At 72.6% G+C, this 23,036-nt stretch carries 22 protein-coding genes; 14 read left to right on the top strand and 8 right to left on the bottom strand.

Annotated elements, in window-relative coordinates; translation table 11 throughout:
• Positions 1-58: 58 nt before the first annotated feature.
• From ACGFIE_RS22005 to ACGFIE_RS21995, 3 genes are read left to right on the top strand one after another with little or no spacing between them, the layout of a single operon-like run.
• Positions 59-1,165, top strand: a complete 1,107-nt coding sequence (locus tag ACGFIE_RS22005; protein WP_363689997.1) for a MoxR family ATPase — start codon at positions 59-61, stop codon at positions 1,163-1,165.
• Positions 1,144-2,139: a DUF58 domain-containing protein gene (locus ACGFIE_RS22000; RefSeq protein WP_363690031.1), complete on the top strand. Its 996-nt coding sequence runs from the start codon at positions 1,144-1,146 to the stop codon at positions 2,137-2,139. Before ACGFIE_RS22005 ends, ACGFIE_RS22000 begins: the two co-directional genes overlap by 22 nt.
• Entirely contained in the window at positions 2,136-3,086 is a 951-nt protein-coding gene (locus tag ACGFIE_RS21995; protein ID WP_007462563.1) for a VWA domain-containing protein, read from the top strand. Before ACGFIE_RS22000 ends, ACGFIE_RS21995 begins: the two co-directional genes overlap by 4 nt.
• A gap of 7 nt (positions 3,087-3,093) precedes the next feature.
• On the opposite strand, the gene ACGFIE_RS21990 is transcribed toward ACGFIE_RS21995, so the two are convergent.
• The gene (locus ACGFIE_RS21990; RefSeq protein ID WP_393297217.1) at positions 3,094-3,966 is read right to left on the bottom strand and encodes a LysR family transcriptional regulator; all 873 of its coding nucleotides are present in this window, start codon (positions 3,964-3,966) and stop codon (positions 3,094-3,096) included.
• Positions 3,967-4,039: 73 nt separating this feature from the next.
• On the opposite strand from ACGFIE_RS21990, the gene ACGFIE_RS21985 reads away from it, so the two are divergent.
• On the top strand, positions 4,040-5,284 hold the full coding sequence (locus tag ACGFIE_RS21985; protein WP_393297215.1) for an MFS transporter: 1,245 nt from the start codon (positions 4,040-4,042) through the stop codon (positions 5,282-5,284).
• 274 nt (positions 5,285-5,558) lie between these two features.
• Here the strand turns inward: ACGFIE_RS21985 and ACGFIE_RS21980 are convergent, their stop codons facing one another.
• The 4 genes from ACGFIE_RS21980 to ACGFIE_RS21965 all read right to left on the bottom strand — a co-directional run bounded on the left by ACGFIE_RS21980 (position 5,559) and on the right by ACGFIE_RS21965 (position 9,693).
• Positions 5,559-6,812, bottom strand: coding sequence for an acyltransferase family protein (locus tag ACGFIE_RS21980; protein WP_393297213.1), 1,254 nt, complete (start codon positions 6,810-6,812; stop codon positions 5,559-5,561).
• Positions 6,809-7,705, bottom strand: coding sequence for an alpha/beta hydrolase (locus ACGFIE_RS21975; RefSeq protein WP_393297211.1), 897 nt, complete (start codon positions 7,703-7,705; stop codon positions 6,809-6,811). Before ACGFIE_RS21975 ends, ACGFIE_RS21980 begins: the two co-directional genes overlap by 4 nt.
• 99 nt (positions 7,706-7,804) lie before the next feature.
• Entirely contained in the window at positions 7,805-8,467 is a 663-nt protein-coding gene (locus ACGFIE_RS21970; protein ID WP_007462555.1) for a response regulator transcription factor, read from the bottom strand.
• The gene (locus ACGFIE_RS21965; protein WP_393297209.1) at positions 8,464-9,693 is read right to left on the bottom strand and encodes a sensor histidine kinase; all 1,230 of its coding nucleotides are present in this window, start codon (positions 9,691-9,693) and stop codon (positions 8,464-8,466) included. The genes ACGFIE_RS21970 and ACGFIE_RS21965 overlap by 4 nt, the downstream gene beginning before the upstream one ends.
• Positions 9,694-9,848: 155 nt before the next feature.
• Between ACGFIE_RS21965 and fabG the strand changes: the two genes are divergently transcribed.
• The 4 genes from fabG (at position 9,849) to ACGFIE_RS21945 (ending at position 13,273) form a co-directional block, all read left to right on the top strand.
• A complete protein-coding gene (gene fabG / locus ACGFIE_RS21960) occupies positions 9,849-10,553 on the top strand; it encodes a 3-oxoacyl-ACP reductase FabG (protein ID WP_363689983.1) in 705 nt (234 codons plus the stop codon).
• 27 nt (positions 10,554-10,580) lie between these two features.
• Positions 10,581-11,348: an enoyl-ACP reductase FabI gene (gene fabI / locus ACGFIE_RS21955; protein WP_363689981.1), complete on the top strand. Its 768-nt coding sequence runs from the start codon at positions 10,581-10,583 to the stop codon at positions 11,346-11,348.
• Positions 11,349-11,448: 100 nt separating this feature from the next.
• Complete coding sequence (locus ACGFIE_RS21950; RefSeq protein ID WP_393297206.1) at positions 11,449-12,501, top strand: ferrochelatase; 1,053 nt, start codon at positions 11,449-11,451, stop codon at positions 12,499-12,501.
• Entirely contained in the window at positions 12,494-13,273 is a 780-nt protein-coding gene (locus ACGFIE_RS21945) for an HAD-IIA family hydrolase (RefSeq protein ID WP_363689977.1), read from the top strand. Before ACGFIE_RS21950 ends, ACGFIE_RS21945 begins: the two co-directional genes overlap by 8 nt.
• A 21-nt stretch (positions 13,274-13,294) precedes the next feature.
• Here the strand turns inward: ACGFIE_RS21945 and ACGFIE_RS21940 are convergent, their stop codons facing one another.
• Positions 13,295-14,089, bottom strand: a complete 795-nt coding sequence (locus tag ACGFIE_RS21940) for a hypothetical protein (protein ID WP_358107977.1) — start codon at positions 14,087-14,089, stop codon at positions 13,295-13,297.
• A gap of 248 nt (positions 14,090-14,337) precedes the next feature.
• Between ACGFIE_RS21940 and ACGFIE_RS21935 the strand changes: the two genes are divergently transcribed.
• On the top strand, positions 14,338-15,150 hold the full coding sequence (locus ACGFIE_RS21935) for a DUF3097 domain-containing protein (protein WP_393297204.1): 813 nt from the start codon (positions 14,338-14,340) through the stop codon (positions 15,148-15,150).
• Between the two features lie 174 nt (positions 15,151-15,324).
• Here ACGFIE_RS21935 and ACGFIE_RS21930 read toward each other — a convergent pair whose 3' ends face one another.
• Positions 15,325-16,635: a serine hydrolase domain-containing protein gene (locus ACGFIE_RS21930; protein ID WP_393297202.1), complete on the bottom strand. Its 1,311-nt coding sequence runs from the start codon at positions 16,633-16,635 to the stop codon at positions 15,325-15,327.
• Positions 16,636-16,755: 120 nt separating this feature from the next.
• On the opposite strand from ACGFIE_RS21930, the gene ACGFIE_RS21925 reads away from it, so the two are divergent.
• The 4 genes from ACGFIE_RS21925 (at position 16,756) to ACGFIE_RS21910 (ending at position 21,736) form a co-directional block, all read left to right on the top strand.
• On the top strand, positions 16,756-17,229 hold the full coding sequence (locus tag ACGFIE_RS21925; protein ID WP_393297200.1) for an NfeD family protein: 474 nt from the start codon (positions 16,756-16,758) through the stop codon (positions 17,227-17,229).
• Between the two features lie 5 nt (positions 17,230-17,234).
• Positions 17,235-18,341 carry an SPFH domain-containing protein gene (locus ACGFIE_RS21920; RefSeq protein ID WP_363689969.1) on the top strand — a complete coding sequence of 369 codons (1,107 nt, stop codon included), beginning with the start codon at positions 17,235-17,237 and terminating at the stop codon, positions 18,339-18,341.
• A 172-nt stretch (positions 18,342-18,513) separates the two neighbouring features.
• Positions 18,514-19,281, top strand: coding sequence for a hypothetical protein (locus ACGFIE_RS21915; protein ID WP_266244281.1), 768 nt, complete (start codon positions 18,514-18,516; stop codon positions 19,279-19,281).
• Positions 19,282-19,537: 256 nt separating this feature from the next.
• A complete protein-coding gene (locus tag ACGFIE_RS21910) occupies positions 19,538-21,736 on the top strand; it encodes a transglycosylase domain-containing protein (RefSeq protein ID WP_393297197.1) in 2,199 nt (732 codons plus the stop codon).
• A gap of 140 nt (positions 21,737-21,876) precedes the next feature.
• Here ACGFIE_RS21910 and ACGFIE_RS21905 read toward each other — a convergent pair whose 3' ends face one another.
• Positions 21,877-22,239 carry a DUF1330 domain-containing protein gene (locus tag ACGFIE_RS21905; protein ID WP_363688204.1) on the bottom strand — a complete coding sequence of 121 codons (363 nt, stop codon included), beginning with the start codon at positions 22,237-22,239 and terminating at the stop codon, positions 21,877-21,879.
• A gap of 134 nt (positions 22,240-22,373) precedes the next feature.
• Between ACGFIE_RS21905 and ACGFIE_RS21900 the strand changes: the two genes are divergently transcribed.
• Positions 22,374-22,982, top strand: a complete 609-nt coding sequence (locus tag ACGFIE_RS21900) for a TetR/AcrR family transcriptional regulator (RefSeq protein ID WP_393297195.1) — start codon at positions 22,374-22,376, stop codon at positions 22,980-22,982.
• Positions 22,983-23,036 lie beyond the last annotated feature (54 nt).

Below are 23,036 nucleotides of genomic sequence, written 5' to 3'. Positions count from 1 at the left end.
GCATGCGAGTCTTGATACCGCACCAGCCGCGACGACCGACAAACGCTGTGGAGGACCGGTGGCCCAGCCGACCATGCCCGACGCTCCGACGCCGAACGGGGCGGCACCGGAGACTCCCGCGCCGGTGACCACACCGGCGCAGGACGCCACCCTGCTGGAGAAGGCGCTGTTCGAGATCAAACGGGTGATCGTCGGGCAGGACCGGATGGTCGAGCGGATGTTCGTCGCGCTGCTCGCCCGCGGCCACTGCCTGCTCGAAGGCGTGCCCGGCGTGGCCAAGACCCTGGCCGTGGAGACCCTCGCCAAGGTCGTCGGCGGGTCCTTCGCCCGGGTGCAGTTCACCCCGGACCTGGTGCCTGCCGACATCATGGGCACCCGGATCTACCGGCAGTCGAGTGAGAAGTTCGACGTCGAGTTGGGCCCGGTCTTCGTCAACTTCCTGCTCGCCGACGAGATCAACCGCGCTCCGGCCAAGGTGCAGTCGGCGCTGCTGGAGGTCATGAGCGAGCGTCAGGTGTCCATCGGCGGCGAGAGCCACCGGGTGCCCGATCCGTTCCTGGTGATGGCCACCCAGAACCCGATCGAGCAGGAGGGCGTCTACCCGCTTCCGGAGGCGCAGCGGGACCGGTTCCTCATGAAGATCGTCGTGGGCTACCCGACCGACGCCGAGGAGCGGGAGATCGTCTACCGGATGGGGGTGACCGCCCCGGAGCCGACGGCGGTCTTCGACACCCCCGAGCTGATCGCCCTGCAACGCAAGGCCGACCAGGTATTCGTGCACAACGCGCTCGTCGACTACGCGGTGCGTCTGGTGCTGGCCACGCGCGCGCCCGCCGAGCACGGCATGCCGGACGTCGCCCAGCTGATCCAGTACGGGGCCAGCCCGCGCGCCTCGCTCGGCCTGGTCCGGGCAACCCGCGCGCTGGCGCTGCTGCGCGGGCGCGACTACGCCCTGCCGCAGGACGTCCAGGACATCGCCCCGGACATCCTGCGCCACCGGCTGGTGCTCAGCTACGACGCGCTCGCCGACGACGTACCGGCCGACCACATCGTGCACCGGGTGATGTCGACCATCCCGCTTCCGGCGGTCGCGCCCCGGCAGCAGGCCACCCCACCGTCGAGCACCCCGCCGCCGGGCGCCGGCTGGCCCGGGCAGCGGCCGTGACCTCACCCACCCCTCGTCCCGCCCCCGACCGCAGCGAGGCCGTGCTGTCCCGACTCCAGTTGCTTGTCACCCGCAAGCTCGACGGTCTGCTCCAGGGTGACTACGCCGGCCTGCTCCCGGGGCCGGGCAGCGAGGCGGGCGAGTCGCGGGAGTACCGCCCCGGCGACGACGTACGCCGGATGGACTGGCCGGTGACCGCGCGGACCACGACCCCGCACGTGCGGCGCACTGTCGCGGACCGGGAGTTGGAGACGTGGCTGGCTCTGGACCTCTCGGCCAGCCTGGACTTCGGCACCGGGCAGTGGCTCAAGCGGGAGGTCGTGGTGGCCGCCGCGGCCGCCATCACCCATCTGACCGTCCGGGGCGGCAACCGGATCGGCGCGGTGATCGGCACCGGTGGTGGCGCGTCCGCGCCGGCGCGACGCTTCAGGGGTGGCCCGCCGCCGGTCGGCCCGGGGGTGCTCACCCGACTGCCGGCCCGCTCCGGCCGCAAGGAGGCGCAGGGCCTGCTGCGGGCCGTCGCCGGCACCGCGATCCAACCCGGCCGGGGCGATCTGGGCGCGCTTGTCGAGATGCTCAACCGCCCGCCCCGGCGGCGCGGTGTGGCAGTCGTGGTCTCGGACTTCCTGGCGCCGACCGAGCAGTGGGCACGGCCGATGCGCAAGCTGCGCGTCCGGCACGACCTGCTGGCGATCGAGGTGGTCGACCCGCGCGAGCTGGAGCTGCCCGACGTGGGGGTGCTGCCGGTGGTCGACCCGGAGAGCGGTGAGCTGCACGAGGTGCAGACCGCCGACCCGCGGCTGCGGCAGCGCTACGCCGAGGCCGCCACCGCCCAACGGGCCGCGATCGCCGCCGCGCTGCGTGGCGCCGGGGCGGCCCACCTGCGTCTGCGTACCGACCGAGACTGGCTGCTGGACATGGTGCGTTTCGTGGCCGCGCAGCGGCACGCGCGTACCCGGGGGACGACACGATGATCCGTTTTCTGCAACCGTGGTGGCTGCTGGCCGTGCTGCCGGTGTTCGCCCTCGCCGCGTTCTACGTGTGGCGGCAGTTGCACCGCCGGGCGTACGCGATGCGGTTCACCAATGTGGACCTGTTGCGGACCGTCGCGCCGAAGGGTCTGGGCTGGCGGCGGCACGTGCCGGCGACCGCGTTCCTGCTCTGCCTGCTGGTGCTGGCGACGGCGCTGGCTCGTCCGGCGGTGGACACGAAGGAGCCGTTGGAGCGGGCGACGGTGATGCTCGCCATCGACGTGTCGCTGTCCATGCAGGCCGACGACGTGGCGCCGAACCGGCTGGAGGCCGCGCAGGAGGCGGCCAAGCAGTTCGTCGGTGAGCTTCCGGAGAGCTACAACCTGGGCCTCGTCTCGTTCGCGAAGGCGGCCAACGTGCTGGTGCCGCCGGGCAAGGACCGGGACGCGGTGACCACCGCCATCGACGGGCTGGTGCTGGCCGAGGCGACCGCGACGGGCGAGGCGGTGTTCACCTGTCTGGAGGCGATCCGGTCGGTGCCGGCCGACGGCGCGGCGGGCATCCCACCGGCGCGGATCGTGCTGCTGTCCGACGGGTTCCGCACCTCCGGCCGGTCCGTGGAGGAGGCGGCGGCCGCCGCGCAGGCGGCAAACGTGCCGGTGTCCACCATCGCGTTCGGCACCGACACCGGTCAGGTCGACATCGGCGGGCAGCTCCAGCGGGTGCCGGTGGACCGGCTGGCCCTCGCCGAGCTGGCCGAGACCACCGAGGGCTACTTCTACGAGGCGGCCTCGGTGAGCGAGCTGAAGCAGGTCTACCAGGACATGGGCAGCTCGATCGGGTTCCGCACCGAGCCGCGCGAGGTGACCCAGTGGTACGCGGGGTTGGCGCTGCTGCTGGCGCTCTGTGCCGGCGCGCTCAGTCTGCTCTGGTCGTCGCGGATCGTCTGAAGCCGGCTCAGGGTTTCATCAATGGGTCCAGGGCCAGGCGGGCGGGCAGGCTGAGCGCGGCGCGGGCCAGGACGGGTGGCGTGGGCCGGCGGGTAACCAGGTGAAGCATGAGCCGACCGGCCACCGCTACGGCCCCGACCCGTTCCTGCGGTTCGGCGTAGGCGAGGCCCATTCCCCGGGGCAGGACGACCGGGCACCGCAGCAGACGGCCCATTCGTACGGCTGTTTCGGCAGTGGCTGCCGCGCGTGGTCGAGCACCCAGTTCGGAGAGCCGCCGGTGCAGCGCAGCCGTGGACATGTCGTAGGTGTACGCGATGACGTCGAGTCCGGCGAACGGCCGACGTCCGGCACGGAGCGTCAAGTCCGGCGGGGTGAGTACGGCCAGCCTGTCGGCGCCGACAGGCAGCGCGCTCACGGTGCCGGGCAGCCGCATCTGATTGGCGATCGCGACGAAGGCCGCATCCAGTGAGCCCTCGCCGACCCAGTCGACCAGTCGGTCGCCATGGTCGGTGACCTGGTGCACGTTTCTTCCGGCCAACAACTCCTCCAGCGCCGGAAACAGCCAGGGAGCGAGGCTGCCGAAGGTGCCGATCGTGAGCGTCCCGGTGTGCGCTGCCACTCGGGTGCGATCGAAGATCTCTTCCAGATGGGCGAGGACGTGTGCCGCCTCTGCCGCGAGGGCCCTGCCGGCCGGGGTGGGCCGCGCCCCGGTGGTGTCCCGATCGAAGAGCCGTTCGCCGATCCGCCGTTCCAGCGCCGCCAGCCGGTTGCTGGCGGCCGGCTGGCTGATCAGCAGTTCCCGCCCCGCCGCTCCGAGCGAGCCGTGTCGGGCGAGTGCCTCGACGAGCCGCAGGTCCTCGACCGATGGGGATGAGCTCATAAGCCAAGATTATGAGCTACTCGGCCGATCCGCGATCTACCCGACGGTCCCAGGCAAGATCAGGATTGGTTCCATGACCGCTCGACGTGACATCGCCGTCATGCTGACGACGACATTCCTGACCTGGATGGGGCAGCGCACGACAGCCCTCGCGCTGCCCCTCGTGGCGCTCGCCGAGACCGACTCCACCTGGGCCACCGGGCTGGTCGGCGGGGCGGTCGGGTTACCCATGCTCACCTCGGCCTGGTGGGCTCGCCGTATCCGGCAGCGGTTGACCACCGGCCGTGTGCTGGCCGGCGTGCTCGCCGTCCAGGTGATCGGGTTGTTGGTCGTGCCCGTCGGCGCCGTGCTCGGCACCGTCGGCCCGATCCACCTGATCGCCGCGGGCTTGATCACCGGCTGTGGCACCGCGCTCAGCGGCCCGGCCCAGCGGGCGTTGCTCGCCGACATCTGCGACGGACTGGGCACCGAACTCGCCGCCCGGATGCTCGCCTGGCAGGACTTCGCCCATCGCGCCACGATGATCCTGGCACCGCCGCTGGCCGGCTGGGCGATCACGCTCGACGGTCCGTTCCGGCTGCTCTGGGCCGAGGCGCTCGGCGTCGGGCTTGGTGTGGTCGCGCTGCTGACCGTACGGGGCCGTGCCCCCGTCGCCCCGGGTGGGGCAACGAGCGACGCTCCTGCCCTGCGACACGTCCTGTCCCGACATCCCGATGTGCGTCGCGCTGTGGTCATGGGTGGGATCGGAGGGCTGGCCTGGTTCGCCTTCACGCTCGGCCTGGCGATCCTCGGCGCCGAGACAGGCCGGCCGGGTCTGCTCATCGCGGCCGGTATGACCGGGTACGGTGCGGGCTCCGTCGTCGGCGCACTGCTCGCGCCGATGCTCGTACCCCGGCTGCCGCCACTGGCGACCATCGCCGCCGGTTGGGCCGTTCTTGGTGCGACCTTCATGGTTCTGCCGCTGTTCACCGCGTCGCTGGCGTCGATCGCCTACCTGGCGGCGGTCGGCGGCTTCGCCATGCCCCTCGGTATCGCGGCGGTGAACCGGTTGATCAGTGTTCGCACCGACGGCGCGGAACGACGAGCGGCCTTCGCCGCAGAGAGCTTGGTGCACGACGGGGCTGTGTCGCTCGGCCTGCTCGCCGGCGGAACGATCATCGGCCTGGTCGGCACGGGAACAACGCTGGTCGTCGCCGGCGTCGCGCAGATCGGCGTCGCGCTCCTCGCCGGGCCCTGGCGGATTCCCGTAGCGTTACGGGTCAGCCGGGCAGGCACCCGCGCCGGCAACCGACAACCTCGGACGAGCGGCGGTCAGTGACCGCCGCCGGCCAGGACGAAGACGACGGCCACCCAGACGGCGGCGAGGGTGAAGCCCAGCGGGGCGACGTAGCGGCTCATGGACGGCTCCGGGTGGCGGCTGGACGGTCCGCGTGCGGGGGCGGACCGCAGGGGGTGGGGACGCGCACACGAAGTCGTGACCGGGCGGCTCCCGGCGACCGTCCGGTGATCGGACGGCGCGGCACACGCGCCCCGGCGTCAGCCGAGGCGGTGGGGGAGCGGAGCGGGGTCAGCTCGCCAGACTGAGTCGTGGCTCAGCGGGGCTGACCATCGGCCCGGCCACGACTGGGAGGATCGCTATCTCGCACAGCGATCACCTCCTGCAAGTCGGCCCGGCCGGAACGTCGATGATCGTACACCTGCGCCGGCGCCGGGACGCACTCGGCCGACCGGTCGGCGACCGCTCCACCGCCCGGCCGGCGCCACCGGTCGGGGCGGTCCGTCGACCCGGCCCGGCGGCCCGTTCGCACGATTGTCACAAGCACCGTGGCGAGCAGCGGCAGCCAGCAGAACCGGGCCAGCACCCACCCCGGGCCGTCCGGCGCGGTGTGCAGTCCGGGCAGGGCCAGGCCACCCCGGGCGGTGAGCGCGGTCACCGTGATCAGCACCGGCTGGTGCCACAGGTAGATCCGCACCGCGTTGTGGTTCACCGCGGTCACCGCCCGGCTCGGCAGCGGCCGGGCCAGCAGCCGTTCCCAGCCGGGCCGGGCCAGCAGACCCAGCCCGACCTGGGTGACGGCCAGGGCCACCGCCAGCAGCGACGGAGGGTTCAGGTTGGACACCCCGTCCCCGGGCACACCGACCGCGCTGACCGGGTAGCCCACCGCCAGCAGCACGGCCAGCACCGCGCCCCCACCGGCCGCGAGCAGGCCGGCCGCCCGCCGCCCGGCCAACCGCCCGTCGGCGTACGCCAGGCCGAGCAGGTACGGCACGGCCCACGCCGCCACCACGCTTACCGGAGCCACGGCCACCCCGTCCGGCAGCAGGCGCACCGCCACGTCACTCGCCGCCACCACGGCCACCGCCGGGACGACGCAACGCGCCACGCCCCACCGGCGTACGGCGGCGCGCAGTGGGCCGCTCGCCGTCACCAGGAGCAGCAGCGGCGCCAGGAACCAGAGCGGACTGACCGCCAGGTGCAGTCCGACAGTGAGCGTGTCGTCGGGTGCGCCCGCCACGGTGGCGGCCAGCAGGACTGCCGCGCCGGCGCCCAGCAGCGCCACCGTGGGCAGCAGCAGCCGGCGCAACCGGCGGGCCAGCCAGCGTCCCGTGCCGCCCCGGTGCCGGGCCAGCGACCGGGCTGAGCCGAAGCCGGCGGCGAAGAAGAACAGGCCGAGCGTCTGCAACACCCAGGTCATCGGGGCCAGGTCGGGCATCGTGGTCAGCGGGCTGGCCTGGTGCAGCCCGCCGTCGCCGGCCAGCACCAGGCCGGTGACCAGCCAGTGCCCGAACACCACCCCACCGATCGCGTACGCCCGCAGCGCGTCGACCGCGCGATCGCGGCTCACCGGGCGTCCTCGACCGGGCCGCTGCCGAGCACTACCGCCGTGACCGCGACCAGGGTGCCGCTGCCGGCCACCAGGTAGCCGTCGTGCCCGGCCACCCCGTCCACCGGCAGCGGCCGGGCGCCGAACGCCGGATCGCCGGGGCGACGCCCGTAGCCGAGGCCGGGCAGCCGCACCGGTGGCACCCGGCGGATCCAGTCCGACGGCGCCTCGGCAGCCCAGAACCGCAGACCGTCGCGCAGGTCGGCGGCGCGCTGCACCCCGGCGCCGACGCCACCGAGACTGACCACGTCGGCGACCTGCGCCGGGGCGTGCGTCGCCGCCAGCGCCGCCACCAACGCCCCGTAGCTGTGCCCGATCACCGTGATCGTCGCGGTGGGGCGGCGTGCGGCCAGCTCCCGCAGCAGCCCGGCCAGCCCGGCCGCCCCACGCCGGGCGCTGGCGTCGCTGACGGCGGACAGCACCCCGTCGGGCGGGTCGTAGCCGAGCCAGGCCAGCACCGCGACCCGCGCCGTCGGGTCGGTCGACCGCACCTGCGCGTAGAGCTGCGTGGCCTGCACCGCCGGCGCCCGCCGGGCCACCCCGCCCAACCCGCGGTCGAAGTCCGCGAGGGTGCTACCCACCCCGGGCACCAGCACCGCGATCCGGTCCGCGTCGGCCAGGTCGCCGAGCACCTCCACCGCGCGGCCGTCACCGCGCGGGTCGAAGACCAGGAACCGGCGTCCGTCGGCTGCCCAGTCCGCGTACGGGGGGCCGGCCGCGCGCATCGCCGCCGCGCTGACCGGGTACGCCTCGACGAACCTCGCCGCGGCGACCGGCTCGGGTCGGCTGGGCAGGACCAGGTTCACGCCGAGCAGTGCGCTCAGTGCGAAACGGGCGGCACCTCGTCGTCGCATCACGTTCTCCCTCCGGATATGTCGTCCGGAGGAGAGTGCGGGGACGCACGGGTCGCGGTCGTCGCACCGGGGAGCCGTTTCCCGGGTGGCTCCGGAGGACTACTCGCCGGCGGCGACCAGACCCGTCTCGTACGCCAACACCACGGCTTGGGCACGGTCGCGCAGCCCCAGCTTGCCGAGGATCCGCCCGACGTGCGTCTTCACGGTCTGCTCGGCCACCACCAGGTCACCGGCGATCTCCGCGTTGTTGCGGCCCCGGGCGATCAACCGCAGCACCTCGGTCTCGCGGGGCGTCAGTCCGGCCAGGTCGGTGGGGCGGGGCCGGCGCCGGTCCGGGCGGGCCGCGAACTCGGCGATCAACCGGCGGGTCACCGCCGGGGCGAGCAGCGCGTCCCCGGCCGCCACCACCCGCACCGCCTGCACCAGGTCGGCCGCCGGGGCGTCCTTGAGCAGGAAGCCGCTGGCCCCGGCGCGCAGCGCCTCGTACACGTAGTCGTCCAGGTCGAACGTCGTCAGGATGAGCACCCGGGGGCGCTGCGCCGACCGGTCACCGAGCAGCTTGCGGGTGGCCTCCAGCCCGTCCATGACCGGCATCCGCACGTCCATCAGCACCACGTCCGGGTCGAGCCGGCGGGTGGCGGCGACCGCCTGTGCGCCGTCGGCGGCGTCACCCACCACGAGCAGGTCCGGCTGGGCGGCCAGCAACGCGCCGAAGCCCTGCCGGACCATCGCCTGGTCGTCGGCGATCAGCACCTTGATCATGCGTCTCCGCTCTCCGCCTCGTACGGCAGTTCGGCCGCCACCGCGTAACCGCCGTCGGGCAGCGGCCCGGCGGTGAACGTACCGCCCAGCGAGGTGGCCCGCTCCCGCATGCCGGTCAGCCCGTGCCCCGGACCGCCGTCGGTGGCCGGTCGGGCGTCGGCCGGGGAGTTCTCGACGCGTACTCCCAGACCGGACCGGCCGGTGCGGACGGTGACGCGCACCGCGGCGCCGGCCGCGTGCCGGGCCGCGTTCGCCAGCCCCTCCTGCACGATGCGGTACGCGGCAAGCCCGACCGGCGCGGGCACCCGCCCGTCGATCGACGGGTCGACGTCAAGCGTCACCGGCAGCCCGGCGCGGCGGGCCACGTCCACCATCGCGCCCAGGTCGCCCAGGTCGGGTTGTGGTGCGGTCTGCGGACCGGTGGCCTCGCTGCGCAGCACCCCCAGCAGCCGCCGCATGTCGGTGAGCGCGTCGCGGGCCGAGCCGGCGATGGCGGCGAACTCGGCGGCTGCCGGCGCCGGCACGTCGGTCAGCCGGTACGGCGCGGTCTCGGCCTGCACCGCGATCAGCGACATGTGGTGCGCCACCACGTCGTGCAGCTCGCGGGCGATCCGGGTGCGCTCCTCCAGTACCGCGCGGCGCTCCTGCTCCCGCTCGCTCAGTTCGGTCTGCGCGGCCAGCGCCCGCCGGGACAGCCGGTTGCGCCGGATCAGGTCACCGACGATCGCCAGCGCACCGAGCAGCAGCAGGACCGGAACCCGATTGTCGGGGTGGACGAAGGTCAGCACCGGCACCGTGCTGATCACCACCAACCAGACCAGCACCGGCCTGTCGACGCGCGCGACGACCACCGCGACCACCGCGACCGATCCGAGCACCAGCGGTGGGGTCCACGGCCAGGACCGGTTGGCTGGCGCGTTGAACGTGCAGATCAGCAGGGCCAGCACCGTCAGCCGCCAGGCCAGCAGCGGACGCCGGGGCAGCGCCAGCAGCGGCGCCACGGTCATCCCCGCGAACAGGAGCGCGACTGGCGTGGGCAGGCCCCAGCTGCTCTCCACGTTCAGTGTGATCAGGAAGAGGCCGAGCGCGGCGAGCAGCCCGACCGGGGTGGCGTACGGGGCCAGCCGGGGCCAGCGGGCCAGCAGCTGTCGACCGGGCGGGGCGTCGGGGCCCCACAGGGTCTGCCGCAGCGCCCGCAGCGCCATGACGATCGGTTGCCGGTTCACCACCCGGAGGCTACGGGCCGACCCCGTTGCGAGGCGTGCCACCAGGGGTTGATTCCGGTGTCGTACCCCAGTGTGACGCGACGCCCGTTAGCGCTTACCTGCGGGTAACGCCTAGGCTCCGACGCGTCCGTGCTGACCATTCGCAAGGAGGAACCGTGTCCCGAACCGTGCTGGTGACCGGGGGCAACCGGGGGATCGGCCTGGCCATCGCGCAGGCCTTCGCCAAGCAGGGCGATCGGGTGGCGGTCACCCACCGCAGTGGCGACGCCCCCGACGGGCTGTTCGGCGTACGCGCCGACGTCACCGACGCGGCCTCCATCGACGCCGCGTTCGCCGCCGTCGAGGCCGAGCTGGGGCCGGTCGAGGTGCTTGTCGCCAACGCCGGAATGACCGCCGACACGCTGCTGCTGCGGATGTCCGAGGAGCAGTTCACCGACGTGGTGGACACCAACCTCACCGGCGCGTTCCGGGTCGCGAAGCGCGCCTCCGGCAAGATGCTCCGCGCCAAGTGGGGCCGCATGATCTTCATCTCCTCGGTGGTCGGCCTCGCCGGCGGCGCCGGGCAGGTCAACTACGCCGCCAGCAAGGCCGGCCTCGTCGGCGTCGCCCGCTCGATCACCCGGGAGCTGGGCAGCCGCAACATCACCGCGAACGTGGTGGCGCCCGGCTTCATCGACACCGACATGACCGCCGGCCTCTCCGGCGACCGCAAGGCGGAGATCCTCAAGTCCATTCCGGCCGGCCGGATGGCCAGCCCGGACGAGGTCGCCGCCGTGGTCACCTGGCTGGCCTCGGACAGCGCCGGGTACGTCTCCGGCGCCGTGATCCCGGTCGACGGCGGCCTCGGCATGGGCCACTAACCCTTTTGACTACGGAGGAAATCAGCGATGTCCGGACTGCTCGCCGGTAAGCGGCTGCTCGTCACCGGTGTGATCACCGAGGCTTCGATCGCCTTCTCGGTGGCGAAGCTCGCCCAGGAGAACGGCGCGCAGGTCGTGCTGACCGGCTTCGGCCGGCTCTCCCTGGTCGAGCGGATCGCCAAGCGGCTGCCCGAGCCCGCGCCGGTGATCGAGGTCGACGTGACGAACACCGAGCACCTGGCCAGCCTCGCCGACCGGGTCCGCGAGCACGTCGACGGCCTCGACGGGGTCGTGCACTCGATCGGCTTCGCCCCGCAGAGCTGCCTGGGCGGCGGTTTCCTCGACGCGCCCTGGGAGGACGTGGCGACCGCCCTGCACGTCTCCACCTACTCGTACAAGTCGCTGGCCATGGCGGCGCTGCCGCTGATGTCGGCAGGCGGCGCGGTGGTCGGCCTGACCTTCGACGCGACGAAGGCGTGGCCGGTCTACGACTGGATGGGCGTGGCCAAGGCCGGCCTGGAGTCCGCGTCCCGCTACCTCGCCCTGCACCTGGGCAAGCAGGGCATCCGCAGCAACCTGGTCGCCGCCGGGCCGCTGCGGACGATCGCCGCGAAGTCGATCCCCGGCTTCGACCAGTTCGAGGAGGCCTGGGCCGAGCGGGCGCCGCTGGGCTGGAGCCTCACCGACCAGGAGCCGGCCGCCCGGGCCTGCCTGGCGCTGCTCTCCGACTGGTTCCCGGCCACCACCGGCGAGATCGTGCACGTCGACGGCGGCTACCACGCCATCGGTTCCTGACGCCGCGCCGCGCCGCTCCCTGGCCGCCGGCCGCGTGATCCACGCGTCCGGACCAGGGGGCGTCGCCGGGCCGTCACGGCCGAGGGGCAAGAATGACCCCATGGCGTACGACGCGGTGGTGCTGGTGTCCTTCGGCGGGCCCGAACGGCCCGAGGACGTGATGCCGTTCCTGCAGAACGTGACCCGCGGCCGAGGTGTGCCGCCCGAGCGGCTGGCCGAGGTCGCCGAGCACTACCAGCACTTCGGCGGGGTGTCCCCGATCAACCAGCAGAACCGCGAGCTGCTGGCCGCCGTCCGCGCCGACTTCGCCGCGCACGGTCTCGACCTGCCCCTCTACTGGGGCAACCGCAACTGGGATCCAATGCTCGCCGACACCGTGACGCGGATGCGCGACGACGGGGTGACCCGGGCGCTGGCCTTCGTCACAAGCGCGTACGGCGGCTACTCGTCCTGTCGGCAGTACCAGGAGGACATCGCCGCCGCCCGCGCCGCCGTCGGCCCGGACGCCCCGGTGATCGAGAAGCTCCGCCAGTTCTGGGACCACCCCGGCTTCATCGAGCCGCACACCGACGCCGTCCGTGCCGCGCTGGGCCAGCTCGACCCGGCCAAGCGGGACACCACCCGACTGGTGTTCACCGCCCACTCCATCCCCAGCTCGATGGCGGCCAACGCCGGCCCGCACGGCGGCCGGTACGAGGCGCAACTGCGCGAGGCCGCCCGGCTGGTGGCCACTGCCGCCGCACCCGGCCTCGCGTACGACCTGGTCTGGCAGAGCCGCTCCGGCCCACCACAGGTGCCGTGGTTGGAGCCGGACATCAACGACCACCTGGCCGCCCTCGCGCAGGGCGGCACCACGAGCGTGGTGGTCAGCCCGATCGGTTTCGTCTCCGACCACCTGGAGGTCGTGTGGGACCTCGACACCGAGGCGCTGGAGACGGCCAAGCAGCTCGGTCTGGACTTCGTCCGGGCCGGCACCCCGGGCACCGATCCGCGCTTCGTGACGATGGTCCGGGAGCTGGTCACCGAGCGGACCGACCCGGACGGCGCGCAGCTACGTCGCCGGCTCGGCGAGCTGCCGATGTGGGACACCTGCCCCACCGTTTGCTGCGTACCGACCCGCCGCCCGACGCCCGCTGGGAGCACCGATGCATGACCGTAAGCCCGTGCAGAGCTGGCTCACCGACATGGACGGTGTGCTGGTGCACGAGGGCCAGCCGGTTCCCGGCGCACCGGAGTTCATCAACCGGCTGCGCGCCTCCGGCAAGCCGTTCCTGGTGCTGACCAACAACTCGATCTACACACCAAGGGACCTGACGGCCCGGTTGAGCCGGATGGGCCTGGACGTGCCGGAGGAGTCGATCTGGTCGTCCGCCCTGGCCACCGGCCAGTTCCTCGCCGACCAGCGGCCGGGCGGCACCGCGTACGTCATCGGCGAGGCCGGCCTGACCACGGCGCTGCACGCGGTCGGCTACGTGCTCACCGACTTCGCCCCGGACTACGTGGTGCTCGGCGAGACCCGCACCTACAGCTTCGAGGCGATCACCAAGGCGGTCCGGCTGATCAACGACGGGGCCCGGTTCATCTGCACCAACCCCGACGTGACCGGCCCGTCCGTGGAGGGCGCACTACCGGCCGCCGGGTCGGTCGCCGCCATGATCTCCAAGGCGACCGGGGTGGAGCCGTACTTCGTCGGCAAGCCCAACCCGATGATGATGCGCTCCGCGCTGAACACCATCAACGCGCACTCGGAGACCACGGCGATGATCGGCGACCGGATGGACACCGACATCCTCTGCGGCCTGGAGGCCGGGCTGGAGACCATCCTGGTGCTCACCGGCATCAGCAGCCGTACCGAGGCGGAGCGTTACCCGTACCGCCCGTCCCGGATCATCAGCTCGGTGGCGGACCTGCTCGACGAGATCTGACGCCGCGCGGCGGGGGGTGGGTCAGGGGCGTAGGGGGGCGTTGCAGGCGGCCACCAGTGCCTGCCGGCAGGCCGTGGTGAGCGGGCGCAGCGCGGCGTCGCGCTGCTGGGCCTCGTAGTTGTTGATCGCGCCACCGGGGGCGGCGTGCCCGGCCAGCGCGAGCACCCGGTCCAGCACGGCAGCCCGGGCGAAGAGCCGGCGGGCCCGCGGGTCGAAGCCCGGTGGCAGGTCGGTGGCGCCGTCCGGGCGGCGCAGCGCGGCCAGCGCTCCGGCCAACTCGGGCCGCCACTGGGCCACGTCGAGACGGGTCAGCGCGGCGGTCGTCTCGGCCAGCGCGGCAGCCAGCTCGGCCTCCGCCTCGGCGGCGCCGGGCAGCGACAGCGAGGCCGCCGGGGCGTTGGCCGGCAGCGGGTAGACCCGCCACAGCACCGTCTCGAAACAGTCCCCCGAACCGGACGTGTGGCTGCGGACCTGCGGGATCAGGCCCAGCCCACCGGCCACCACCGCCTCGCCCGCCACCAGCGCCGCCCCGGCGAAGTCCCCGGGACCGGGCAGACCCCGCGGGTCACCCGGCGCGGGCAGCACCAGACGGATCTCGTCGGGGGAGAGCTTGGCCAGGGTGGGCAGCGCGGCACCCAGCGGGACGTCGGTCCAGGTGCCGGGGGCGTCCGCGACGAGGTGCTCCTCGTCACCGGCGATGGCGTCGGCGACCTCGTCGAACGGCACCAGCCCGGCACGCCACGCGCGCACCCAGGCAACGAACCGGCTCGACCGGCGCGGCGCAAGCGTGGCCGCGCCCGTTGCGGGGGTGGACATGCCGAAAGGGTACGTGGTCATCGGTGGCCCTGTCTCGACTGCCGCTCCGGCTGCCCTGCCTGCCCCGAACTGCCCCCTTCGCCCCATCCGCTCCCCGCCTGCCCAGCCGTGGGCACGCCTCGGCTCAGGCGCGGGTCCCGCCAGTTGACGGGCGGCGCTCGGGTGCCTGCCTCGTCCGTCCTGGGCGGTGGCAGGTGACGGTGTGTCGGGATGACACGGGCCGGCGGCGTGGGGTTAGCGTGATCGACATGGCGGGGCGATACGGCGAGGACGTGCTGGCGGGGGACTGGCGGCGGCGGAAGGTCACCCCCGAGGTGGACGCCGAACCGGAGCTCGTGGTGGAGGACGCCGACTCCGGGTTCTGCGGAGCGGTGGTGGGCTTCGAGGCGGGCGCGGTGGTGTTGGAGGACCGACACGGAAAACGGCGCAACTTCCCGCTGCTACCCGCGGCGTTTCTGCTCGACGGCCGGCCGGTGACACTGCGCCGCCCGAGCCGCGCCCCGGTGCCGGCGGCCCGTCGGCGTACCGCGTCCGGTTCGGTGGCGCTGGACAATGTGCGCGCCCAGGTGGCCAAGGCCAGCCGGATCTGGGTGGAGGGCATCCACGACGCCGCGCTTGTCGAGCGCATCTGGGGCGACGACCTGCGGATCGAGGGCGTGGTCGTGGAGCCCCTGGACGGCATCGACGACCTCGACGCCACGGTTCGCGACTTCGGCCCCGGCCCCACCCGGCGGCTGGGTGTGCTTGTCGACCATCTCGTGCCGGGCAGCAAGGAGAGCCGGATCGTGGCGCGGGTGACCTCGCCGTACGTGCTGGTGACCGGGCACCCCTACGTCGACGTGTGGCAGGCGGTCAAGCCGGCCGCGCTGGGCATCGCGGCGTGGCCGGTGGTGCCGCCGGGGCGTCCGTGGAAGGAGGGGGTCTGCGCGGCCCTCGGGGTGGCCGAGCCGGCCGACATGTGGCGACACATCCTGTCCCGGGTGAACAGCTTCGCCGACGTCGAGACTCCACTGATCAACGCCATGGAACGCCTCATCGACTTCGTCACCGAACCAGCCTGATCCGCGCAGTTCCCCTGATGTTGTTGCCTCCAGGCGCTCCGAGGCAGCAACATCAGGGAAGTTGCGCGGATCTTGGGCCCGACGGCGCGAGGCGACGCGGGCGGTCGGCGCGGCGCAAACGGCGCGGCGCGGCCGGCGCGTGCGGCGCGTGCGGGCGGTCGGCGCGGCCGGCGCTCAGGGCTCCTGGTCGGGGGTGCGGGAGTAGACGAAGGTGGCGATGTCCAGCGCGACCGCGCGGCCCTGCTCGTCGCGGCGCACCGTGAGGATCTCGCCGTCCTGTCCGCCGGCCCGGCCCCGCCAACGGTCCGGGCCCTCGGCGACGAAGAGGTTCGGCGTGCCGACCGGTCCGGCGTGCAGGTCGCCGGCGGCGTCCGCGTACACCTCGATGGTGGTGCCCATCCACCACCAGCGGCCGGTCAGCTCGGCGAGTCCGGCGGACGGCGGGGCGGCGGTCGGTCGCCACGCGGTGACCGGGGCGGGTTCGGCGTCCAACACCAGTGTGAGCAGTTGCCGGCTCAGCCCGCCCAGGTAGCCGGTGCGGAAACCGTACGAGTTGGCGAAGCCCACGACCGCGGTGCGGCTGGGCCGGTGCACGGCGAGCGAGGCGACGTAGCCGGGCATGGAGCCGCCGTGTCCGACGTAGATCCGGTCGCCTTCCCGGAAGAGTTCGAGCCCGAGTCCGTGGCCGTGTGTCCAGGACTCCTGGTCGCTGATCACCACGGGCGAGCACATCTCGGTGAGCGTCTCGGCGGCCAGCACCGAAGGGTCGGGATCGGCCAGGAAGGCGGCCCAGCGGCCGAGATCCTCGATCGTCGACCAGAGCTGGCCGGCCGGGGCCATCGCTCCGGTGTCGGTGCGCGGCTCCTCGCGCAGGGTGTCGTGCCAGGGGTGTACGACGTAGCCACGGGCGAACGGCTCGGTGGCCGCGTACGTGGTGCGGCGCAGGCCCAGCGGGGTGAGGATCCGCTCGCCGAGCAGGTCGGCCCAGGGCGTCCCGGTGAGTCGTTCGAGGACGCCGCCGAGCAGTCCGTACGCCAGGTTGGAGTAGTGGTAGGTGGCGTGCGGCGGATAAGCGATCTTGTCGGGGGTGACCCCGGCGAGCAGGGTGGTGAGGTCCACGCCGGCCGCGCGTTCCCACCAGTCGCCCTCGGGTTCACGCTGCATGCCGCTGACGTGCGCGAGCAGTTGGCGCAGGGTGAGCGCGCCGACGCCGGTGCCCGGCAGGTGTCGCTCCAGCGGGTCGTCGAGGGCGAGCCGGCCGGCGTCGCGCAACTGCATGATCAGGGTCGCGGTCATGGTCTTGCTGATCGAGCCCAGACGGTACTGGAGATCGACGTCCGGGCGGGGATGCTCTCCGGCCAGGGCCAGGTGCGCCAGCGTGCCGTCGCGCACGACGCCCAGCACCAGCGAGGGGACGTGGCCGTCGGCCTGGGCCTGCGCGACCCGGACGTCGATCTGACGGGCGGTCTCGGGCAGCAGGGTCAAGGGGGACCTCCTCGGGTTGGGAGCCGATTGGTGGCGTTTCGGCGGGCCGGAAAGGGCGTCGATGAGCCTACTGATCTTCCTGGGGAGGCCGCGCGTGCGTTTGCGTGTCACGATCGTGGTGTGGACGCGGTGGTGTGGATCGTTTTGGGTGTGGTGCTGGCGGTCGCCGAGATCTTCACGACGACGCTCTTTCTCATCATGTTCGGGCTCGGTGCGTTCGCCGCTGCCGGTGCCGCCGCTCTCGGCGCACCGGTGGCCGTGCAGGCTCTGGTCTTCGCGGTGGTGTCCGCGTTGAGCCTGGTGGTGGCGCGTCCGGTGATTCGGCGGCATCACCGTTCGGCGCTGGAGAGCGGCGAGCAGCCGTTCGGCGTGGAGGCGATCGAGGGCTCCACGGCCCTGGTGCTGGAGCGGGTGGACGCCGACCACGGCCTCGTCAAGATCGACGGGGAGCTGTGGACCGCCCGGCCGTACGACACGACGCAGACTTTCGAGCCCGGTGAGCGGGTTCGGGTGATAAAGGTCCGGGGCGCGACCGCCCTGGTCTGGCAGGACGATGTTTCTTCCGCCGGCGAGCTGCCGGAAGCGAGAGGGTGAACGGGATGACGATATTGGGTGTGCTGGTGATCGCGGTGGCGTTGATCGCCGTGATAACGCTGGCGAAGGCGGTGCGGATCGTGCCGCAGCAGCGCCAGGACGTGGTGGAACGGCTCGGTAAGTACAAGCGCACCCTCAACCCCGGCCTCAACCTGCTGGTGCCGTTCATCGACGCCGTACGCACCAAGGTCGACATGCGGGAGCAGGTCGTCAGCTTCCCCCCGCAGCCGGTGATCACCTCGGACAACCTGGTGGTCTCGATCGACACGGTCCTCTACTTCAAGGTGGTCGACTCGGTCCGGGCGACCTACGAGATCTCCAGCTTCCTGCAGGCCATCGAGCAGCTCACCGTCACCACGCTGCGTAACGTGATCGGCTCGCTCGACCTGGAGCGGGCGTTGACCAGCCGGGACGAGATCAACCGGCACCTCTCCGGCGTGCTGGACGAGACCACCGGTCGGTGGGGCATCAAGGTGACCCGGGTGGAGATCAAGGCGATCGAGCCGCCGGCCAGCATCCGCGACTCGATGGAGAAGCAGATGCGCGCCGAGCGGGACCGCCGCGCGGCGATCCTGACCGCCGAGGGGCACAAGCAGTCGGTGATCCTCACCGCCGAGGGTGACAAGCAGTCGGCGGTGCTGCGCGCCGACGGTGACCGGCAGGCCCGGATCCTGCAGGCCGAGGGTCAGGCGAAGGCGATCCGGACGGTCTTCGACGCGATCCACCAGGCCAACCCGAGCCAGAAGGTGCTCGCCTACCAGTACCTGCAGGCTCTGCCCCAGATCGCCCAGGGCAGTGCCAACAAGGTCTGGATCATCCCGGCCGAGTTGACCAAGGCCCTGGAGGGCATGGGTGGCGCGCTCGGCGGGCTGAGCCAGATGGTGGGGGACCTGCCCTCGCCGGAGGCTGCCGACCACGCGAGCCAGGTGGAGCGCGAGGCCGCGGAGGCGGCGCAGGCTGCGGCGGATGCCGCCCAGCAGATCCACGACGAGGTACGCGTCGCCGAGGCGCAGGCCACCGGCGGCAACAAGCCGCAGGGGCTGCCCGCTCCGGAGCCGGTCACCGCGCCCAGCCTGACCGAGGACCCGGCCGACCAGCGCGAGCGCGGCTGATCCGGCACGCCGGCCGACCGGCCGGTCAGGGGCTTCGACGCAGGCCCTGAATGCGAGAAACACTCATGGGGCGCTCCGATGCCTGCCACGATCGGTCCTAGGACGGGTGGTGACCAGGTAATCGGGGCGCCCCGGCGCGTTCCGCACCGCTCGTGGACGAGCGAGGTGACGCATGAAGGATCCGGCGAATCGGATGTGGTCCTCGGCCCCGGTGCCCGGCGCGCACGACCCGGCCGCCCCACTGGGCTCCCGCAGCACCGGTGGCGGGTTCGGCGTACTCCCCTTCGTGGGCGAGCCGACCCCGGCCGGGCCGGCCACGAACGCCAGCTGGGCCTGGTCGGTACGCCGGTTCGCGCGGGCCGCGGTGTGGCTGCTGCCCGCGTACGCCATCCTTTACGGCGCGGTGGCGATGGCCAGCGACGGCGGGGTGGGCAACGACCCGTATCCGGCCGACGGCCGGGCCGTGTACCTGATCGGCTGGGTGGCCGCGGTGTGGCTCGGCCTGCTCGCGCTGCTGGCCCTCACCGGTCTGTTGGCCGCCACGCGCAGCCGCCGGGTGGCCGCCGCCGGCCTGCTGGTCAGCATCGCCGGCACTGTGCTGATGCTGCCCTTCGCCGGGTTGGAGGAGCAGACGCCGGTCTTCGGCACCACCGCGCGGTCGCTGGTCCTGCTCGGCGCGACGTTCTACAGCGTGGGCTGGTTCCTCACCGGCTGGGCGGTGGCCCGCTCGGGCACCTTCAGCCTCGGTGACGGCGTCATGCTGATCATCGCCGCGCCGCTGCTCGGCCTGGGAGGTGCCCTGATCGGCTCGCTGCAGACGTTCGGCGCGATCTTCGTGCTGATCGCCGGCATCGGCATCGGCTACCGCTCCGGCCGCCTGATGCCCCGAGAAACCGCCAGAGACGCAGCCAGCGCCAGCCTGAGCACCCCAACCCCCTAAACCCCACCCCCCACCCACCCACCCACCCACCCACCCACCCACCCACCCCTCAGCCGCGTCGATCATGAAGTTATTGCGCTCGGCTTCGGCGTGTCGTGGCAATAACTTCATGATCAACGCGAGTGGGGGTGGGGGCGGGGTGGGGGTGGGGGTGGGGGTGGGGGTGGGGGTGGGGTGGGGGATGAGCGGGTGAAGTTGGTGACACTCGGTGGGTTGGGGTGGTCGGTTGGCGTTTTTTGTGGCAATCCTGGGGAGCATGGCCGCCTCTCGCTCGCCGCTGTCGCGGCTGCTCACCGTGTTGCTCGCCGGCGTGCTGGCAGGGCTCGCCCTGGCCGTCGCCGCGCTCCCGGGCAACCTGCTGGTCGGGTTCGCCGCGCGCGCCGCGATCGGGTCGTACGCCGCGTTGCCGGCCTCGCTGAAGACACCGGCCACCCCGCAGCGCTCGTACCTCTACGCCAACGACGGCAAGACGCTGCTCACCACGTTCTACGACGTGAACCGCACCGACGTCGCGCTGGCGGACGTCGCCCCGGTGATGCGGCAGGCGATCGTGGCGGCCGAGGACCGGCGGTTCTACGACCACGGCGGCGCGGACCTGCGGGGCCTGGCCCGGGCGCTGGTCGCCAACGTCAAGGGCGGCGGCACCGAGCAGGGCGGCTCCACGCTGACCATGCAGTACGTCCGCAACGTCCTCAAGACCGACCCCACCCGTACGCCCGAGGAGCGCGCCGCCGCCACCGACCCCACCGTCGGGCGCAAGCTCCAGGAGATCCGGTACGCGGGCGCGCTGGACAAGAGCCTCGGTAAGGACGAGATCCTCAACCGGTACCTGAACATCGCCTACTTCGGCGCGGGAGCGTACGGGATCGCGGCGGCCAGCCAGCGCTACTTCGGCACGGCGCCGGCGAAGCTGACCCTTGCCGAGTCGGCGCTGCTCGCCGGCCTGGTGCAGTCCCCGGACGCGTACAGCCCGATCGGTGGCGACAAGGACGAGGCGCTGGCCCGTCGGTCGTACGTGCTGGACTCGATGGTCGCCACCGGCGCGATCACCGCCGCGCAGGCCACGCAGGCGAAGGCGCAGCCGCTGGCCCTGCACCCGACCGCGCAGCCCAACGGCTGCACCGCCGTCGCTCAGGGCCACGACGACTGGGGCTACTTCTGTGACTATCTGCGTCAGTGGTGGCTGACCCAGCCGGCCTTCGGCGCCACCACCGCCGAGCGCGAGCAGGCCCTGCGCTCGGGCGGCTACACCGTCGTCACCTCGCTGGACCCGAAGGTCCAGGCCACCGCGCAACAGCAGGCCACCAAGGTGTACTCCTACGACAACAAGCGCGCACTGCCGATCGCAGCCGTGCAGCCGGGCACCGGGCGGGTGCTGGCGATGGCGGTCAACAGGCACTACAGCCTGGCCGACAACCCGGCCGGGCAGGCGAACTACCCGAACACCGTCAACCCGTTGATCTCCGGCGGGGCCAGTGTCGACGGGTACCAGGCGGGTTCGACGTTCAAGCTGTTCACCATGCTCGCCGCGCTGGAGTCGGGCCGTACCCTCTCCACCGGCTTCGACGCGCCCGCCAAGCTGCCCACCCGGTACGCCGCCGAGGGGCCGGGCAGTTGCGACGGGCACTGGTGCCCGGCGAACGCCAACCCGGACTGGATGGACGGGTACCGGATGATGTGGGACGGCTTCGGTCGTTCCGTGAACACCTACTTCGTCTGGCTGGCCGAGCAGGTCGGCCAGGACAAGGTGGTGCAGATGGCGCAGCGGCTCGGCATCACCTTCCGCGCCGACTCGGACGCCTCCTTCGCCAAGAACAACGCCGCCAACTGGGGTTCCTTCACTCTCGGCGTGGCGGCCACCACTCCGTTGGACCTGGCGAACGCGTACGCCACGGTGGCTGCCGAAGGCACCTACTGCACGCCGGTGCCGGTGGTCTCGGTGACCGACGCGAACGGCGCGAAGGTGCCGGTCGGGCAGCCGTCCTGCAAGAAGGTCCTCGACCCCGATATCGCCCGTGCCGCGACCGACGCGGCTCGGTGCCCGGTGGGCCAGCAGTCGGCGTTCGGGCAGTGCAACGGCGGCACCGCCACCGGCGTGAACGACATCCTCGACGGCCGGCCGGTGGCCGGTAAGACGGGTAGCTCGGAGGAGAACGCCACCGAGACGTTCGTCGGCTTCACCCCGCAGGTGGCCGTTGCCGGCATCGCCGCCAACCCGGACGACCCGGCCGACGCGGTGGGCTCCGCGGTGCAGAGCAAGGTGATCGACGCGGTCGCCCGGGTCATCGCCACGGCGGTGAAGGGGCAGCCGGAGAAGGCGTTCGCCGCTCCCAGCAAGGAGTTGGCAGGCGAGCCCCACCGCCCGGTGGAGCGCCCGACCGTCCCCGAGCGTCAGCAGCAGCCCGCTCAGGACCCGCGTTCGGCCCTGCAACGCTGGCTCGACCGGCGGGGCTGACCCCGCATGCAGTGGCGGCCTGGCCCACCTCGGGCCGGGCCGCCGTGCTCTTCCCGCAGGTCCGATGGCGGCCTCGGTCACTCCGAGGTCACTGCCGTGCCTGGCGGTGACCTCGGAGTATGACTCGACCGGGCCCAGCCTCAGCTGTTGGCGGAGGCTGCCGAGATGGCGGCGCGCACCTGCTGGGCGAAACCGGCGACGGTGAAGTCCGGGGCCAGGCTGTCGACCAGGATGATGTCCGAGACCGCGTTGTTCGTCCGCAGTGGCAGGATTGCCCGGTACTCGGGCGAGTTGTACCAGTTCTCGGCGTCGGCGCGGGTGGGGAACTCCATCAGGACGACAGAGCCGGGCCAGGTGCCCTCGACCACGTCCACGTCGCCCTGGGCGAGCCACTTGCCGCCGTACGGGCGCACGGTCGCCTCAACCTGCTCCAGGTACGACAGGCCCGCCTCGTTCGGGATGCCGCCGGGGATGCGCAGGTGGTTGATCAGGTAGGTGCTCATGGGGCTCTCCAAGTCCTCGAGCTTTAGATGACGCTCATAATCTAACGAAGGTTCGCCGCCGCGGCAAGTTTTGGATTAGGGCCATCCTCTATAATCGAGGAGTCGAGTGGTGAGCACGTGAGAGAGGAAGCGCGATGGGCAGGACGTCACGTGCCGAAGCGGCGAGGCACCGCGAGGAGGTGGTGGCCGTCACCTCGCGGCTGCTCCGCGAACGCGGCGCGGCGGGCATGAGCGTGCAGGACCTCATGGGTGCCGCCGGGCTGACCCACGGAGGTTTCTACAAGCATTTCAGCTCCAAGGACGAGTTGCTGGGCATTGCCGCCACGACGGCGTTCGGCGAACTCCTGGCCCTGCTCGACCAGTTCTCCGACGACCTACCCGACCGGTCGGAAGCGCGGAGCGCGCTGCTGCGGCACTACCTGTCACCCGAGCATCGCGACACACCCGGCACGGGATGTGCGAACACCGCGCTGGCCGCCGACGCCGCCCGGGCATCCGCCGACAGCCCGCTCCGCACGTCGTACGCGATGGGTCTTCAGGAGACCGTCAAGCGAATGACGGACCTCGCGGAGGCGCCCGGCCGAGACGGGACCGAGGCCCGCCGGCGCGCGCTCGTCGACCTCGCCACGATGGTCGGTGCGCTCACGCTGGCCCGCGCGACGGGTCAGACGCCCCTGTCGGAGGAGATTCTCCAGACCGCGCGGGAAGCCCTGTCGAGCCCGGCCAGCGACCGGCGGGACTGACCCGCGACACGACGGCGCCTCCCCACCGCAGGGTGGGGAGGCGCCTCGTGTCGT

It is taken from the genome of Micromonospora sp. NPDC049275 (assembly GCF_043197115.1).
Lineage (GTDB): Bacteria > Actinomycetota > Actinomycetes > Mycobacteriales > Micromonosporaceae > Micromonospora.
This window is presented reverse-complemented; position numbering and strand designations above follow the sequence as displayed.